Source organism: Cerasicoccus maritimus (assembly GCA_031296935.1).
GTDB classification, from domain to species: Bacteria; Verrucomicrobiota; Verrucomicrobiia; order Opitutales; family Cerasicoccaceae; genus Cerasicoccus; species Cerasicoccus maritimus.
The window spans coordinates 119,034-135,392 of record JAVDPD010000008.1; the positions used below are offsets into that span (position 1 = coordinate 119,034).

General features: G+C 56.3%; 15 protein-coding genes. 7 read left to right on the forward strand and 8 right to left on the reverse strand.

Translation table 11 applies throughout. The features are described from left to right. Positions 1 to 961: 961 nt before the first annotated feature. Complete coding sequence (gene ruvA / locus RBB62_RS07465; protein WP_309398111.1) at positions 962 to 1,570, reverse strand: Holliday junction branch migration protein RuvA; 609 nt, start codon at positions 1,568 to 1,570, stop codon at positions 962 to 964. A 286-nt stretch (positions 1,571 to 1,856) separates the two neighbouring features. On the opposite strand from ruvA, the gene RBB62_RS07470 reads away from it, so the two are divergent. Beyond that, positions 1,857 to 2,147, forward strand: coding sequence for a hypothetical protein (locus tag RBB62_RS07470; RefSeq protein WP_309398112.1), 291 nt, complete (start codon positions 1,857 to 1,859; stop codon positions 2,145 to 2,147). A 377-nt stretch (positions 2,148 to 2,524) separates the two neighbouring features. Here the strand turns inward: RBB62_RS07470 and dapB are convergent, their stop codons facing one another. Together dapB and dapA are read right to left on the reverse strand one after the other, a co-directional pair. After that, a complete protein-coding gene (gene dapB / locus RBB62_RS07475; protein ID WP_309398113.1) occupies positions 2,525 to 3,259 on the reverse strand; it encodes a 4-hydroxy-tetrahydrodipicolinate reductase in 735 nt (244 codons plus the stop codon). A gap of 110 nt (positions 3,260 to 3,369) precedes the next feature. Then, positions 3,370 to 4,263, reverse strand: coding sequence for a 4-hydroxy-tetrahydrodipicolinate synthase (dapA, locus tag RBB62_RS07480; protein ID WP_309398114.1), 894 nt, complete (start codon positions 4,261 to 4,263; stop codon positions 3,370 to 3,372). A 101-nt stretch (positions 4,264 to 4,364) separates the two neighbouring features. Here dapA and RBB62_RS07485 point away from each other — a divergent pair, with 101 nt between their 5' ends. The 4 genes from RBB62_RS07485 to lepB all read left to right on the forward strand — a co-directional run bounded on the left by RBB62_RS07485 (position 4,365) and on the right by lepB (position 9,792). Continuing rightward, entirely contained in the window at positions 4,365 to 5,471 is a 1,107-nt protein-coding gene (locus RBB62_RS07485; protein ID WP_309398115.1) for a type IV pilus twitching motility protein PilT, read from the forward strand. 162 nt (positions 5,472 to 5,633) lie between these two features. Continuing rightward, positions 5,634 to 6,539 carry an ACP S-malonyltransferase gene (gene fabD, locus RBB62_RS07490; protein WP_309398116.1) on the forward strand — a complete coding sequence of 302 codons (906 nt, stop codon included), beginning with the start codon at positions 5,634 to 5,636 and terminating at the stop codon, positions 6,537 to 6,539. A 7-nt stretch (positions 6,540 to 6,546) separates the two neighbouring features. Then, positions 6,547 to 8,346 carry a translation elongation factor 4 gene (gene lepA / locus RBB62_RS07495; RefSeq protein ID WP_309398117.1) on the forward strand — a complete coding sequence of 600 codons (1,800 nt, stop codon included), beginning with the start codon at positions 6,547 to 6,549 and terminating at the stop codon, positions 8,344 to 8,346. An 18-nt stretch (positions 8,347 to 8,364) separates the two neighbouring features. Next, a complete protein-coding gene (lepB, locus tag RBB62_RS07500; RefSeq protein ID WP_309398118.1) occupies positions 8,365 to 9,792 on the forward strand; it encodes a signal peptidase I in 1,428 nt (475 codons plus the stop codon). Positions 9,793 to 9,831: 39 nt separating this feature from the next. Here lepB and RBB62_RS07505 read toward each other — a convergent pair whose 3' ends face one another. Beyond that, a complete protein-coding gene (locus RBB62_RS07505; RefSeq protein ID WP_309398119.1) occupies positions 9,832 to 10,578 on the reverse strand; it encodes a hypothetical protein in 747 nt (248 codons plus the stop codon). 133 nt (positions 10,579 to 10,711) lie between these two features. Further along, positions 10,712 to 11,362: an HAD hydrolase-like protein gene (locus tag RBB62_RS07510; protein WP_309398120.1), complete on the reverse strand. Its 651-nt coding sequence runs from the start codon at positions 11,360 to 11,362 to the stop codon at positions 10,712 to 10,714. 206 nt (positions 11,363 to 11,568) lie between these two features. Here RBB62_RS07510 and hemN point away from each other — a divergent pair, with 206 nt between their 5' ends. Then, complete coding sequence (gene hemN / locus RBB62_RS07515; RefSeq protein ID WP_309398121.1) at positions 11,569 to 12,933, forward strand: oxygen-independent coproporphyrinogen III oxidase; 1,365 nt, start codon at positions 11,569 to 11,571, stop codon at positions 12,931 to 12,933. Positions 12,934 to 12,994: 61 nt separating this feature from the next. On the opposite strand, the gene xylA is transcribed toward hemN, so the two are convergent. Continuing rightward, positions 12,995 to 14,302 (reverse strand): xylose isomerase, encoded by a 1,308-nt coding sequence (xylA, locus tag RBB62_RS07520; RefSeq protein WP_309398122.1) that lies wholly within the window; start codon positions 14,300 to 14,302, stop codon positions 12,995 to 12,997. A gap of 131 nt (positions 14,303 to 14,433) precedes the next feature. On the opposite strand from xylA, the gene RBB62_RS07525 reads away from it, so the two are divergent. After that, positions 14,434 to 15,165: an AraC family transcriptional regulator gene (locus RBB62_RS07525; protein ID WP_309398123.1), complete on the forward strand. Its 732-nt coding sequence runs from the start codon at positions 14,434 to 14,436 to the stop codon at positions 15,163 to 15,165. 11 nt (positions 15,166 to 15,176) lie between these two features. Here RBB62_RS07525 and RBB62_RS07530 read toward each other — a convergent pair whose 3' ends face one another. Both RBB62_RS07530 and RBB62_RS07535 read right to left on the reverse strand, forming a co-directional pair. Further along, positions 15,177 to 15,428 (reverse strand): hypothetical protein, encoded by a 252-nt coding sequence (locus tag RBB62_RS07530; RefSeq protein WP_309398124.1) that lies wholly within the window; start codon positions 15,426 to 15,428, stop codon positions 15,177 to 15,179. Between the two features lie 84 nt (positions 15,429 to 15,512). Next, entirely contained in the window at positions 15,513 to 16,337 is an 825-nt protein-coding gene (locus RBB62_RS07535) for a sialate O-acetylesterase (RefSeq protein WP_309398125.1), read from the reverse strand. Between the last annotated feature and the right edge of the window lie 22 nt (positions 16,338 to 16,359).

Here is a 16,359-nt window from a genome sequence, read left to right on the forward strand (position 1 = left end):
ATGCAAAGTGCGGAATTGAGATAATCTACTCAAACCCTCGATGCGCATTGCTTGATTTTGGCAGGCAATCAATTCTGCCTCGCAAATTCAACGCAACCACATTCTGCATTCCGAAATCCACACTCCGCACTCCTAGGGGGGGGGATCCCCGCGTAAAAATCCTGACTGTCAGAGAACAAGGTTCCCGCCCGCTGGCGGAAATTTCCGCACGGGTAGGGTGAACTGCGAAACTCTCGCTTCGCAGGCCTGACGCCGTGCGGCGCATTGCTCGGCGTCTTCACGTCGCTGCCCTGGACGACACACTGGCATAAGACGCATCCTTCGCAGCCTGCTATTTGGCAACGTGCCAGTCTTGCCCACAGCATTTCGCGTAGCGAAATCCATGGATGCAACGGCACGTTGCTCCCTGGGAGCGTCGCGTCACCGAATGTCTACACCAAGCGGTGGGCGAATGGGCTCCGTCGTAACGGGGGCGGCGAAGGGGCTGTCTGAATGCCTCAGCGGCAACGACTAAACTAGCCGGCGCGATGCTAATCGTCGGGCCGGCGGGCAAATGTCTGGAGAAATGATAACATGGCGGTGGATGGTTTACGTTCGATTGTAAGTGAACGTGCATATACTAACAGGCCATGCTGCTTTTGCCAGCAAAAATAGTGAACGCACGAATATTAATAGTAGGTAGCTCTGACTATTAACTCGCGTTGGTAATCAAGGAGTTACCAGCGTCCCGCTGGACCGATAGATTTGCCCATTGTGCAAATGCGGACTCCAACGTAGAAGCGGCATCTTGCCGCTTTAGTTTCATGGAATCGGTAAAGCGGCTGGAAGCCGCTTCTACGCCAGCGTGGCAATACGGCGGCTTGTCTGGAGACTGCGCCCTACCTTTGGCCAGTTCGCTTCGCCATTTGCGCAATGCGCAAATCCGGATGCAAGGCATCCGACGGTGCAGCGGGACGCTGCCTTAGTTGAGGGCGGCGCGGATGAGCTCTTCGGTGGAGGCTGAGTCGCCGAGCTTGCTCGCGGCTTTGCTAACGGATTTGTCGGCGGTTTCGGCCTTGTAGCCGAGGGCCATGAGCGCGGAGACGGCGTCGGTGATGGTGGTGGAGGCCGTTGGTGCCTGCGAGGTTGTGCCGGTGGCTACTACCGTTTGGGACGGTACCCCGATCGCACCGACCTTGTCCTTGAGCTCTACAATCAGCCGCTCAGCGGTCTTTTTGCCAATGCCGGGGCACTTGGAGAGCAGGGCGACGTCACCGTTGGCAATTGTTTGGGTGAGCATCGGCACGCTAAGTTTGCTTAAAATACTAATCGCCGTCTTCGGGCCGATGCCAGAAACCTTTTCCATCAGCAGGCGGAAGAAATCACGCTCCTCGGTGCTGGCAAAGCCATAGAGCGAGGCCGAGTCTTCCCGGTAGACAGCCACCGTCCAGATGCGGACTTCCTGGCCGACAGCGGGCAGCTTTTCAGCGGTGGTCACGGGGACCATCACCGCGTAGCCGACGCCGTTTACGTCGATAATAGCGCTCAGCGGCGTAGCGTCCGCAACTTTCCCTTGGAGGTAGGCAATCATTGGCGACATTGCCGCAAAAAGGCGCAGAAGACACAAAGCAAAAGTTGTTAGCAAATGAAGATCAACGCTCGCGGATTTTCTTGCGATCAGGCGTACGTGGCTTTACTTTGTTTGTATCACATGGCCCAGCAACTTGCCAAACTCGAAACGTGGAACCAGCGATGTAACCTGAAGCAGGCAGTTTTCACTGCGCTGATAGTGATTTGCATGGGTTCATGGCTGATTTACATTCTGTGCCTGGCGCTCTGGTTTCTCCTTGGAGCTTTTGACGTAATGATCTGTAGCCATGCCTAGATCCCTCTACAAAGAGCCCGAGAAAGCCTCGCCATTTATCATCGTGCTGCATGCCGCGGTGGCGGTGATTATTATCATGGGGACGTATTTATTGCACCGGCACGAGGTATTCAAAGGCCAGTCATGGCTGGCGATACCCGCCGCGTTCATGGCTTGGGCGTTGTTTGAATGTGGCTACCTTGTGCTTTGCGACGGTCAAAGCAACAAGATGAAATTCTGGTCGCTGCTGTCGTTCGGGCTCTTCGGAATGTTTATGCTTTGGATGATCAAGCAGAACATTTGAAGGGTGGCGGCCACCCCAATGGGGTGCAGCCAACTCCAATGGGGTGCGGCGCGTGGACGCGCCTACGCTACCTCAGATTGATTGTTCAATCTAAGAGGTCGTCTAAAACTCAAGTGGTCTTCCCCGGAGAGCATCTTCGGGGTCAAAATATCATTTCTTCATCTCGACGAAACTGGTTTCGCCTCGATTCAGAAGCCGAAATTTTGCCTCCCGAATACATCTCGCCGACTCGATCAGACTTTTTAGACGCCCTCTAAGAGGCATCGTGGCGGCTTGTCTGGAGACTGCGCCCTACCTTTGGTCAGCTTGATTGGCCATTTGCGCAATGCGCAAATCCGGATGCAACGCATCCGACGGTCCAGCGGGACGCTGGGGGGTTAGGAGCGGAGGCCGAGGACGTCTTCCATATTGTAGACGCCGGGTTCCTTGCCGAGGACCCAGTGGCCGGCGCGGATGGCGCCGCGGGCGAAGATGCCGCGGTCTTCGGCGTGGTGGCTCAGCGAAATGCGCTCATGCGGGCCAGCAAAGAGGACCTCGTGGTCGCCCACAATGCTGCCGCCACGGACGGCGTGCACGCCGACTTCGTTTTGCGGACGCGCGCCGATATTGCCTTCACGGCCATGCTGGAGGTTGTCGCGGGTCAGGCCACGGGCATCGATGACTTGCTCGATCAGGCGCTCCGCGGTGCCGCTGGGCGCATCGATCTTGCTGTGGTGGTGCATCTCGATGATCTCGGCTTCGTATTCGGCGGAGAGTAACTTCGCGGCCTTGCCAACCAAGTGAAACAACACGTTGACGCCGATGGAGAAATTACCAGCCCAAACCATAGGGATCGACTTTGCGGCCTCAAGAATGGTTTCGCGTTCTTCGGCGGTGTGGCCGGTTGCACCAATGACCATCGGCTTGCCGTGCTCGGCGGCGAGCTTGGCCACGACGGGCGTCACTTCGTGGAACGAGAAGTCGATGACGACATCGCAGTCGGCAATGCAGCCAGTGGGGTTGTCGCCTTGATCGCAGGCCGCGAGGATGACGGCGTCGCTCTCGGGAGCAGCCTTGGAGATAGCCTGGCCCATGCGGCCATTGGCTCCGACTAGTAATACTTTAAGCGCCATGATGCTGAATAATTTTCAATTTTCAGTGGTCAGTGGTCGATTATCAATTGGATCGGGCTTGCCCAAATCGAAAAACTGAAAATCGATAATCGACCTTTGATAATTAACTTTTAATAGCCGACTTCCTTGAGCGTCGCCAGGAGTTGGGCCTCGGTTTCGGCGGTCATTTCGCAGAGCGGCAGGCGGACGGCCGACGACGAGATGATGCCCAGCTTTTGCATCGCCACCTTGCAGGGGACGGGATTGGGCTGGATGAAGAGGTCGCCAAAGAGCGGCTGGAAGCGGCGGTTGATCTTGTCAGCGGCGGCGAAATCGTTCTTCAGGCAGAGCTGGACCATTTCGACGAGCTCCTTGACCACGAAATTCGAGGCCACGCTAATGACGCCCTTCGCGCCAAAGGACATGAAGGGCAGGGTGAGGCCGTCGTCGCCGGAGAGGATCAGGTAGTCGTCGCCAAGCTTTTGCGCCAGAGCGGCTACGCGGCTGGATGCGCCGCCAGCTTCCTTGATGCCGCAAACGTGCGGATACTTCTCGAACAGGCGAGCACAGACGTCGACCGGGATGTCGATGCCGCAGCGGCCGGGAATCGAGTAAAGGATGATCGGCTTTTCGGTCGATTCCGCAATCGCGCTGAAGTGGCGGAAGAGGCCCTCGGCGCTCGGCTTATTGTAATACGGCGCGACGACGAGCATACCGGTAACCCCGTCGTTGGCGGCGGCGCGCTTGGTCAGCGAGACGGCCTCGGTCGTGGAATTGGAGCCCGTGCCAGCGAGGACGGGGACTTTGCCCGCTGCCGCGTCGGCCACGGTTTGAATGACCTGGCTGTGCTCGTCGTGATCGAGAGTGGGGGACTCGCCAGTCGTGCCGACGGCGACGAGGCCATTGATTCCTTCGGCGACCTGCTTTTCCACCAGCGCGGAGAGCTCGTCGTATGCGACAGAGCCATCGTTATGCATCGGCGTAACGAGCGCAGTGTGAACGCCATAGAATTGGGTTGTGTTCATTCGAGGTTCTTTTAAGCTAAATTTCAGTTATCTAAAGCGGCTACTTATTGCGAAGGCGCCGCCCATGACAACGGTATTTTGCAAACACTCAAACCTGCGCCATGTCCGAGTCCATCGAATTATTTAACAGTCTTCTACAACTTGCTGTCGAGAACGGCGCGAGTGATATTCACATCAAGACGGAAAAGCCGGCGTTTCTGCGCCTTCACGGACACCTGGAGCCGGTCGATATGGACCCACTGGGCCACGAGCAGATCCTCGAGTTTATCGAGCAAAGCGTGCCTGAGCAATTTTACGAAAGCTGGAAGAATGACAACCAGGTCGACTACTGTTACGACCTCGAAGAACTCGGCCTTGGACGTTTTCGTGTCAATGGCTTCTACCAGCGCGGCGTGCCGAGCATTGTTTTCCGTCACGTTAAGGACACCCCGCCGACCTTTGAGGACCTGAACCACGACCCGGACCAGTTTAAGAAGTTCTGCACCCACCGCGATGGCATTGTGCTCGTTTGCGGCGCGACCGGTTCCGGTAAGAGCTCCACGCTCGCGGCGATGCTAGACTTTATCAACGAGAATTACGACAAGCACATTGTCACCCTCGAAGACCCGATTGAATTCAACTACACCGACAAGAAATCAGTGTTCAATCAGCGCGAAATCGGGATCGACGCGCCGACCTTTCACCACGGCCTCAAGGCGGTGCTTCGTCAGGATCCGGACGTGATTCTGATCGGGGAAATGCGTGATAAGTCGACCTTTGAAACCGCACTTCACGCTGCGGAAACCGGTCACTTGGTCTTCGGCACCTTGCACGCCGGTAGCGCGCAGCAGGCGATTCAGCGTTTGTTTGAATTCTTCCCGGTCGAGCAGCAGCACTCCATGCGCCGCCAGATTGCAAGCACGCTGCGTGGCACCGTTACGCAAAAGCTGATTCCTGGCATCGAGGGCGGGCGCGTGCCTTGTGTGGAGGTGTTCGTGATCGACAGCTTGGGGCGCACGGTCATTGAGGACGGCGAATTCCAGAAGATCAACGGCGTCATCGACGGCAACGACGAGTCTGGCTCGAAGTCATTCAACAAGGACCTTTACCGCCTCATCAAGGCGGGCCTCGTCTCGAAGGCGGACGGTCTCGAAGCTTCGCCAAACCCGAAGGCGCTGGAAATGAACTTGAAGGGCATCTTCCTGAGCACCGGCGGCCTGGTTGGGTAAAGGTAGCCAGCTAATTTTGGCCCACGCGCACGCAATCTATTAGAAATTGGCCCGCGAACACAAATTTGGCGCCAATTTGGCATTCATAAGACGTATTTCCGAGGGCAAATTGGTTTTTAATCTTTTCATGCGCCGGGATTTCCGTGAAATGCTCTTCCCCTTATGGCAGTAGCATTCATTTTTTCGGGTCAAGGCGCGCAAGCGGTCGGCATGGGCAAGTCCCTGTGCGAAAACAGCGGCGCAGCCAAGCAAGTATTCGACCAGGCCAACGAAGTGTTGGGCTGGGATTTGAAGTCCCTTTGCTTTGACGGCCCCACCGAAAAGTTGACCGAAACCCGCGTGTGCCAACCGGCGCTTTACGTGCACGGCATCGCCGTAGTCGCCGCTCTTCGTGAGCTGGGCAAAGTCCCGGAAATCGGCGGTGCCGCAGGCCTCAGCCTCGGTGAATTGACCGCGCTGCACCTCGCAGGCGTGTTTGATTTCGCAACCGGGCTCGAGGTCGTAGCCAAGCGTGGCGCGCTGATGCAGGAAGCCTGCGAAGCAACCAATGGCGGCATGACCAGCCTTCTCGGTGGCGACCTCCGGGCAGCCTACGACCTGGCCACTGCGCACGATGTCGACGTGGCGAATTTGAATTGCCCGGGCCAAACCGTGCTTTCCGGCGACAAGGACAAGGTGGCCAACGCCACTGCCGCTGCGCAAGACGCTGGCTTTAAGCGCGCGATTCCGCTCAACGTGGCCGGCGCGTATCACAGCCGCCTCATGCAGCCCGCCGCTGACGCGTTCGCCGAGTTCCTCGCGGGTAAGGATTTTGCCGCGCCGATCATGCCGGTCTTCACCAACACGACTGGCCAGCAGATCAGCGAACCTCAGGCGATCAAGGATGCGCTCGTCCAGCAGGTGGTTTCTGCCGTGCGCTGGGAAGATTGCTTCCGTGGCCTGATGTCTCTCGGCATGACTGAGTTTTACGAATGCGGCCCCGGCGGCACCTTGGCCGGGTTGGCCAAACGCATTGATCGCGACGCGACGGTTAAGTCGCTGAGCGAGTTCGCCGATTTGCCGCAATAAGGCCTATATGAGTTCTACGGACCACATCCGCAATTTCTGTATCATTGCGCACGTCGACCACGGCAAAACTACTTTGTCTGACCGGTTGCTGGAGCATACCCGCACCGTTGAGCGACGTGACATGAAGGCGCAGTTGCTTGACTCGATGGACCTCGAGCGCGAGCGCGGCATCACCATTAAGAGCCATCCCGTTTCGATGCTTTATCAGCACAACGGGAAGGATTATCTCTTCAACCTGATCGACACCCCCGGGCACGTGGACTTCTCCTACGAAGTCTCGCGCAGTCTCGCCGCCTGTGAGGGCGCGCTGCTGCTCGTGGACGCCGCGCAGGGCATTGAGGCGCAAACCGTCGCCAACGCCCACCTGGCGCTCGATCAGGGGCTGGAGATCATCCCGGTAATCAATAAGGTCGACCTGCCTGGCGCGCAGCCGGAAATCATCGAGCAGCAGATTGAGGACGTGCTGGCGATTCCGCGCGAAGACGCCATCCACGCCAGTGGCAAGTCCGGCATCGGCATTGAAGACATTCTTGAAGCCGTGGCAACGCGCTTGCCCGCTCCGCGCTGGGTGGATTATCCGCAAGCGCGCTGCCTGATTTTTGACAGCGTTTACGATACCTACAAGGGCGTGATTTGCTTCGTGCGGGTGTTCTCGGGCACGATTAAGGCGGGCGATGAGGTCATCATGATGGGCACCGGCGAAAAGACACTGGTGAAGGAAGTTGGCCGTTTCTCGCCGCGTATGCTGCCAGAAAAGGAACTCTCTGCCGGCCGTACTGGCTACATCGTCACCGCGATTAAGGAGCTGACGGAAATTAAGATCGGCGACACCATTACGCACGCTGCTAATCCCTCCAAGGACATGCTACCGGGCTACAAGGAAGTGCGCCCGATGGTCTTCAGCGGCATCTATCCGCTCGACACCAATGACTACGGCAAGCTCAAGTCCAGCATGGCCAAGCTTCAGCTCAACGACGCCGCGCTCGACTTCCAGTCGGAAAGCTCGGTGGCCCTGGGCTTCGGTTTCCGCTGCGGTTTCCTCGGCCTACTGCACATGGAAATCGTGCAGGAGCGTCTACGCCGCGAATACGACCTGGACATCATTTCGACGTACCCGAGCGTTGTTTACAAGGTCGGCCTGACCGACGGCGAAGAAATGGAAGTTCACAACCCGGTCTTCATGCCGGAGCCCGCGGAAATCGATTACATCGAAGAGCCAACCATCAAGGCGACCATCCACACGCCAAGCGATAACATTGGCGATATTCTGGCCTTGGTTTCGGAAAAACGCGGTTTCTGCGAGCATACGGAAACCATTGATGGAACGCGTGTTATGCTCGTTTGCATCCTGCCGCTTAACGAGATCCTGATCGACTTCAATGACCGCCTAAAATCTGTCACTAAGGGCTACGGCTCGATGGACTACGAAATCGGCGACTATCAGCGCAGCGACCTCGTGAAGATGGATATCATGGTGCACGGCGAAATCGTGGACGCGTTTTCCTCGATCGTTCACCGCGAAAAGGCGGAAACGCGGGGTAGGGCGCTTTGCGAGCGACTCAAAGAGATCTTGCCTTCGCAAATGTTCAAGGTCCCAATCCAGGCGACCATTGGCTCGAAGGTGATCGCGCGTGAAACGCTGAGCGCCTTCCGCAAGGACGTGACCGCGAAGTGCTACGGCGGCGACATTACCCGTAAGCGTAAGCTGCTCGAAAAGCAGAAAAAGGGTAAGGAGCGCATGAAGCAAATCGGCAAGGTGTCGATTCCGCAGGACGCATTCATCAAGATTCTCAAAACCTCCAACTAGACACCAGCAACAATCCGCATGGGGCTATTCGGCAACAAACAAAAGAAACTGCGCAAAGAATGCCGCATGCTGCTCAGCTATGCGCACAAGGTGGTCAACTATCGCCGCGACGAGCTGAGTGAAGAGGCCCTGGCGCAGATTGCCCAAGCCCGCGGCATGCTCGAGGAAAAGCTGGTCGAAAAAGCTCCTGAGAAAGAGCTCACCCGGGAGCGCGACACGCTGGACAAGGTCCTGAAGCGGCATGGTGGCGCGATTTATCCGGTGACCTTTGGCAACGAAAACGTCGAAATGGTGATCATCGCGGTCATTCTCGCAATCGGCGTCCGGACGTATTTCTTCCAGCCGTTTAAGATTCCAACCAATTCAATGTGGCCGACTTATGCGGGGCTCAATGCCACGGTTTACCCACCGGATGAGCCACGCCCGTCGTTCCCGAAGCGATTTTTTCTCGGCGCCACACAGGGCTTGCTAGGCTCGGCCTTTGGTAATTTTAACCATTACATCACTGCGCCGGTCAGCGGTGAGTTGGTGCTTCCAGTTTATGTTCAGCAAACTGATGCTGGGCTGGATGGGCTCCGTGTAATGCCGTTTTATTTGCCAGAGCAGCGTCCATTTGCTGGAGGAAAAATTCCGCTGTTGAACAAGATTCAGACCAGTCAGCGCGTATACCGCATAGTTGTAGGTGGCGAGATCGTTAGCTTCGATACACCGGGAGAGTTTGAGCTGGAAGACGTTATCCTGCAAAGCTGGTTCCCCGAGGAGTCGTGGTTGGACTACGGCCTAACCAAGGTCTTCATGGACTACCAGGCCAAGGGCAAGGTGTCGCAATATGCCGGACAACGCGGCGCTTATTTGATCCACACGGGCATTCAGATTGGCGAGGGTAACGCGATTCTGGACTTCAATATCAACAGCGGCGATATGCTCTTCGTGGACCGCTTTAGCTACAATTTCGTTGAACCCAAAGTCGGTTCGCCAATTGTATTCCGCACGGAGAACATCCCTGGGGCACGCCGTCGTGATCCACAAACTGGAATCCTGCATCCCGAAGAGCTTTACTACATTAAACGGCTCGTGGGCGCGCCCGGAGATACACTGGAAATCAAGGGTAACACGCTTTACAGCAATGGTGCGCCAGTTGAGGGTGCCGACGCTTTTGATCTCAACTCCAAGCGCGAAGAAGGCTATCCAGGCTACCGGGCAATTCGTTGGCTTGGCGAAGGCAATACGCTCACCATTCCCGAAGATTACTTCTTTGCCATGGGCGACAATTCGCCACACAGCTCGGACGGCCGTTTCTGGGGCTACGGCGAGGAAAGCTCCGTGCTGACGCCGGCGGAAAAGGCAGCTGGTGTTCCGGTCAACATGGTGCCGGAAGATGACGTGATTGGCCGCGCATCCTTTATTTTCTACCCATTTTCACACCGCTGGGGGCCTGCGAAGTAAGCCTATTGAATCGTTCTTTACGACGGACGGGAAGGGCGTTTACTCCGGTTTTTCTGAGGTTTTCGATGTGGTTTCGGCCTCATTTAGGTCAAATCCTACTAATACCTCACGTAGCCAAGTGCTGAAGCGTCCATTGATGTATTCATCCCATTCGAAGGCTACGAGCCCAACGCCAGGAGTCATATAAAAGCGAAAACGGCTCGAATCTTCGGGGTTTTCGGCGTCCATTTCGGTCAGTTGATATACAACGCATTCGTAGACGCCGATCGATGTTTTGACCTTGGCTCCGGTGCTTAGGATCTTCCAGTCTTTGCCTGAGCTCGATTGGTAGCGAAAGCCCGACTTGACCGGATACGGGAGTGTCAGGTTGAACTCATCCAGAGATTTTGGACTGATGGATTTGTCTATTGTATCGTAATCGCTGAAGTCGTAGCTGCCATTGCGATTATGGTATTCCCAGAAATACGTAACGCTGCCGGATTCCATGGGCTCATTGGCTGCGCGTTGCTCTGCCGTGCGATAGTCGTTGGTGATCTCAATCTGGTAGCATGTAACGCCGTCGATGACCTTGGTCGCAATAACTTCCTCGGTCGTCACGCCCATGCGTGCAGTCAGAAGGCCTTGCACAAAGAAAGCATCAGATTTCCATTTGGCGCCCAGCGTTCGTGGTTGAATCTGCTCAGCAGTCGGCAACTCGGAAATCGGCGCCTTCGGAGAGGTCGCCAGCAACGAGCATTGCGCTAGCAGAAAAGAAAAACAAAATAGTAGAATCTGCCATTTCTTCATAACATAGGCATTACAATTAAATCATACCGCGCAAACAAGCCCGCAATCCTCCTTTTTCCAAATATACAGCTAAATGCGCACAATATATATTATGTCTAATTTCTAAATGGAGTGCAAATTGTGATCTCTCCCCTTATTTTTCGCGCAACCAAGACAGCAGCTCGTTTGGTCTGTCGACTACCGTTGCTGGCGATTGTTTGACTAATACGTTTCGTACATTGAAGCCCCAGCTGACTCCGACTGCAAGGACCTCTGCCTTGGCTGCCGCTTTGAGGTCTCGGCATTCATCGCCGATGAAGATGATTTCCTCCGGCTTAAGCGTGAAAGTCTTCATGATGGCTTTCAGGTTTTTGGCTTTGCCACCGAGCTTGGTCGTGGTGCTGATAAAATCGAAGAACGCCAAGTCTTCCTTTTCAAGAAATGCGCGCACGTTGGCTTTAGCATTCGAAGTCAGGATGCCGAGCACCTCTACCTGTGGGCGCAGCTCGCGCAAGACCTCCGGCATACCGGCAATCGGCTGAATCTCGCCCATGCGTTTGCCAAAAATCCGCCGCCCCTCGCGCACCATCGACGGAATTTTCATGCGCGGTATGTCATATTCGCGGATGAACTGCTTAAGCGTTAGGTTGCGTGCATGCGGCAATTCCTTCTCGGTCACAGGCTTGTAACCATAGACAGGAGCCAGACGATTGTAGAGCTTCACCGCGTCGTTGAAGGTATCGGCGAGAGTCCCGTCGAAATCGAAAACGACAGCAGAAGGTAAACTCTTGATCTTAGCAGGCATATTAGGTTGTAGCATCCAAACCGCCACCCAGATGGCAAATGCAAAGAACGCCGCCCTGCCCGATTTCACAAAAACGTGTCATCGTTTCAGCTGAGAGTATTCTTCGCCCACAGTGACAGCGGCCGGATCGGCCATTATCGGAATGATTACTACGGGTTTGGACGTGCAATCCATCCGCATACCCCTTATATTTGGGTGTTTACGAAATGGAATTCAGCGATGCAGACCTAGCCTTGATCGAGAAATACCAGCGCCCCGGGCCGCGCTACACCAGCTACCCGCCAGCAAATCACTTTGCCGAGGTGAGTGACCTCGCGCCCGTGCTCGCCTCGACTGAGGAGTCCACCGCGCCTCTCTCGCTGTATTTCCACCTGCCCTTTTGCGAGACGCTGTGCTGGTTTTGCGGCTGCCACACGATCACCACTCTCAAGCGCGATCGCGCTGACGACTACTTGGACCTGATCGAAAAGGAGCTGGCGCTCTTTGCCACACACCTCAAGCCGGACCGCGAAGTCGTGCAAATGCACTTCGGCGGCGGCACGCCCAATTTCTTCACTGGCGCGCAACTCGACCGTCTCGGCGAGCTCATCCATCGCCACTTTAAATTTGCCTACGGTGCGGAGGTCTCCGTGGAGCTCGACCCCCGCCGCCTTTACGAGGAGCACATCGCCGCCTTTGCCCGCATGGGTGCCACCCGCGCCTCCTTTGGCGTGCAGGACTGCGACCCCCAGGTGCAAAAAGCCATCCACCGCGAGCAACCGCATGAGCAAAACATCGCCGCGATGAAGCTGCTCCGCGCGCATGGTTTTACCTCGGCCAACATCGACCTCATTTACGGCCTGCCGCTGCAAAACCGCGACAGTTTCAACCGCACACTCGACGCCGTGCTCGACCTGAAGCCCGATCGCTTGGCCATCTTCAACTACGCCCACGTGCCGTGGATGAAGCCCGCGCAAAAACTTCTGGAGCGCCACCCCCTGCCCACTCCACGCGAGAAGATCGGCCTGCTCCAACTTTGCATTACAAAGCTAACTGGCGCCGGCTATGAATACATCGGCCTGGATCACTTTGCCCTGCCCGACGACGAGCTAGTCATCGCGCAAAAATGCAAAACGCTACAGCGCAATTTTCAGGGCTACAGCACACGCGCCGGCGTAGAAATTTGCGGCTTCGGCATCTCGTCGATCTCGCAAGCCGCTGGCGCGTATCGTCAAAACGTGAAGGACCTCGAAACCTACCGCGCGTCGCTCAATGCCGACCGTTTGCCCATCGACCGCGGCTACGTATTAACCAAAGAAGACAAGCTGCGTAGCGCCGTAATCATGCGCCTCATGTGCAACCTCTCGCTCAATTTCGACGAGCTCTCGGATGAATGGAAGATCGACTTCCGCGAACACTTTGCCGACTCCCTGGAGCAGCTGAAAGGCCCCGCCGAAGACGGCCTCATCATCTGGACGCGCTACGGCTTCGAGGTCACCGCGATTGGCCGGTTGTTCATCCGCAACTTAGCCATGATCTTCGACGCCTACTTCAAGCCATCTCCCGGGAAGCGCTACTCGTCGACGGTTTAAAAAAGCTGCCGACAGAGTTTCCTCCGTCGGCAGCCATCTTATTTCCTAGAATCCCCCGACTCTAGATAAATTCGTTAACGAGGTTTTCGAGCATCTCCTGGCGACCACTGGCCAGCGCGGGTTCGCCGTTGGCGAGCGCAACCTGCTCCAGCTCTTCGAAGCTACATTGACCCGTCTCGATCTTCGCGCCGAGCTCGCTGTCGAAGGTACTGTAGCGCTCCTTAACGAAGTTCGCCAGGCGGCCATCGTTACGGATCGCGGAGGCAATTTTCAGGCCGCGGGCAAAGGCGTCCATGCCGCCAATATGCGCATGCATGAGATCCATCGGCTCGTGGGATTCGCGACGACGCTTAGCGTCAAAGTTGAGGCCCCCGGTCGTGAAGCCGCCCATTTCCAGCACCTTGAGCATGACCTGCGTCGTGCCGTAAATATCGGTCGGGAACTGGTCGGTGTCCCAGCCAATGAGCGTGTCGCCGCGGTTGGCGTCGATGCTGCCGAGCATACCAGCGTTGATCGCGACGGTCATTTCGTGCTCCATCGTATGGCCGGCGAGCGTGGCGTGGTTGGTTTCCAGATTGAGTCGGAACTTCTCCATCAGCCCGTACTCGCGGAGGAAGTTCAGGCACGCGGCGGCATCGCTGTCGTATTGGTGGGTGGAGGGCTCACGCGGCTTGGGCTCGATGTAGAATGGGCCGTCGAAGCCAATTTTTTTTGCGTGGTCGACTGCCATGTGCAGGAGCGCGGCCAGGTGGTCGAGCTCGCGCTTCATGTTCGTATTGAGCAAGCTCGCGTAGCCTTCGCGGCCACCCCAGAAAGTGTAGCCGAGGCCGTCGAGTTCCTTGGTGCATTCGAGCGCTTTTTTGACCTGCGCGGCGGCATAAGTGAAGACATTCAAGTCCGGCGAAGTCGCCCCACCCTGGGAATAACGCGCGTGGCTGAACAGACATGCGGTGCCCCAAAGCAGTTTCACGCCAGTCTCCGCTTGCTTCTCCTTGAGCTTGGCGACTACGGCGTCGAGCGCCTGGTTTGAGGCCGCCAGGTTGCCAAGCTCCGGCGCGATATCGCGGTCGTGCCAGCAATAAAATTCAATGCCGATCTTGTTGAGGAATTCGAAGAACACATCGACTCGCTTCAGGGCGTTGTCGACGGAGTCCGAACCGTCGTCCCACGGCATTTGTGCGGTGCCGCCGCCAAAGGGATCACCGAGCACATTGCGCATCACATGCCAGTACGGCGCGGCGAAGCGGAGGTGCTCTTTCATCGGTTTACCGTCGACGAGCTCTTCGGCATTGTAGTGCTTGAACGCGAGTGGATTCTTGGACTTCGGGCCTTCGTAGGCAATTCGGTCGCAATCGAAATATTGAGACATGTGCGGGTGGGTTGGGATTTAAGGGTTTGGTAACAATTACTGATCACAGTATAGCAGATTGCGGCAAAATTAGAATTGCATATGAGGGCAAAAACTTTGCATTTTCAGTCATGCCACCAAAGACGCCATCGATGCCCAAAAAACTGGGAGTTGACGCCCTGGATACCGTGATGTCCCTTTTCAACGCAGTCCCGGACGTGCTTTTCTGGTTTAAGGATCGTGAGCTGCGTATCCAGCGATTGAATCGCGCATTTGCCGATCGCGTCAAGCTACAGAACAATGAGATAATCGGTAAAACCGACGCCGACCTGTATTTTCCGGAGATGGCGCGCGTGTTCATTGCCGACGATAAGCAGGTCATGCGGACCGGTCATCCGATCTGGCGCAAAGTTGAATTGCTCACCAATCGCTGGGGAGGTGTCGAATGGCGCTCTACGACCAAACTGCCTGTCTTTAATAACAGTGGCGAGATCGTCGGCACGACTGGCATCTCCCAGCCACTGACCGAATCCACCGAGCTGCTGCCGCCAGAATACCGCGCGTTCAGCCACATCATTGAATACTGTCGCGCCAAGCTGTCCGAGGGTGTCGATGTCGAGCAAATGGCCAACCATACGGGCATGTCGCTGGCTACATTGACTCGGCGTTTTCGCAAGCACCTACAAATCAGCCCAGGAGAATTTCTTTCGCAGCTTCGCCTGTCACGCGCGTGTCAGCTACTCGGCGACTCGCCACTCAATGTAACCGAGATAGCGCTCGAATGCGGCTACGAAAGCCCGGCCGCGTTTTCGCGCGCCTTCCGCCGACAAATGCAGCAGTCTCCTCGCGACTACCAGCAGTCACACCGCGGCGTAGCGAATTGATCTGACGGACTTTACTCTGCAATGCAAAGTAAGTCTAGCGACGGAAAGGCACCCTCTGAAAATGTGAAGTCGCCTGCCACCGTCGGGTGTAGCCAGTCGTGCGCCACCAAGCTCCGGACAACGCGGTAGCGCATCATCTGAGAGATGGACAACTGGCTCGCCGGATGTTGCGCGCAGGTCATGTGACCTTCGTCACCCGCTGCGAGCACGTGGAGCAGCTTCACCGACTTCTCAACCGCTGGAATAGCGCTTTTCGCACACATTTATATTGGAATAAAAAAATTCACATATGAGTGTTAGGCGCAATTTGGCTTCAAAGCGTAAATCGCAAAAAACGCTGGTGTCGGCTATTCAGAGTCGCGGTGAACCAGATCGAGGTAAGCCTTCGCGTAGCGATGCCCGAACTCCCGCTGAGATTCGGCATTAATGTGGACCATGTCCGGGTTGCTCGTCAGGCCATCGCTGGGCACGAACACCACGTTGGGCGTGCTCTCAGCAACAGCGCGCTGCGCTTGATCAACCTCGCGCCGTTGTGCGTTCCATTGGCGAGCAGGAAATTGGCCAAGCTGTCCAATCACGATCGGCAAATTGGGGTCATTGAACTCAGCCCGAAAACGCTCGATCAGCTGCGTAAGGTTTTCCTGATACTGGCTGGAGAGTGGCTCTTTGCAATCCGACTCTCCCTGATGCCAAAGCACGCCCTTCAAGGTCCCCTGCTCCATCGCTTGGTGTGTCCGCACCAAGGCGTCGTCATAGGGGTGGCTCTTGGTTTGGTCGTGGTAGCCTCCCGGAACCCATTTCGTAATCGAAGAGCCGCCGCAGGCAGTCGGGATCAGCCCGATGACGACTGTGTCATCCTCCGCAGCCAGCACCTCGGCAAAGGTGCGACCGGGCCCGACACCAGCAGCTTTTTTATCATAATGAACCGGGTCCACTGCCGGAACCCAATGCCCTTCCTTGTCCAGCATGACTACGCGCGGATGTGGCGTATTGTCGGCTTCATCCACAAAACCACGGCCAGCCATATTCGACTGACCGGCGAGAAGATACAGATGGAAATGCTCCTTGTCCGGCAGCGGGACGGAGTCATCCGCAGCGTGCACTTGAACAACGGCCAACAGGCCGAGGAGCAACGTGAATACATTAAAGTTTGAGAAGATTTTGCGAGACATTCAGGTCAGCGATTTGAGATGA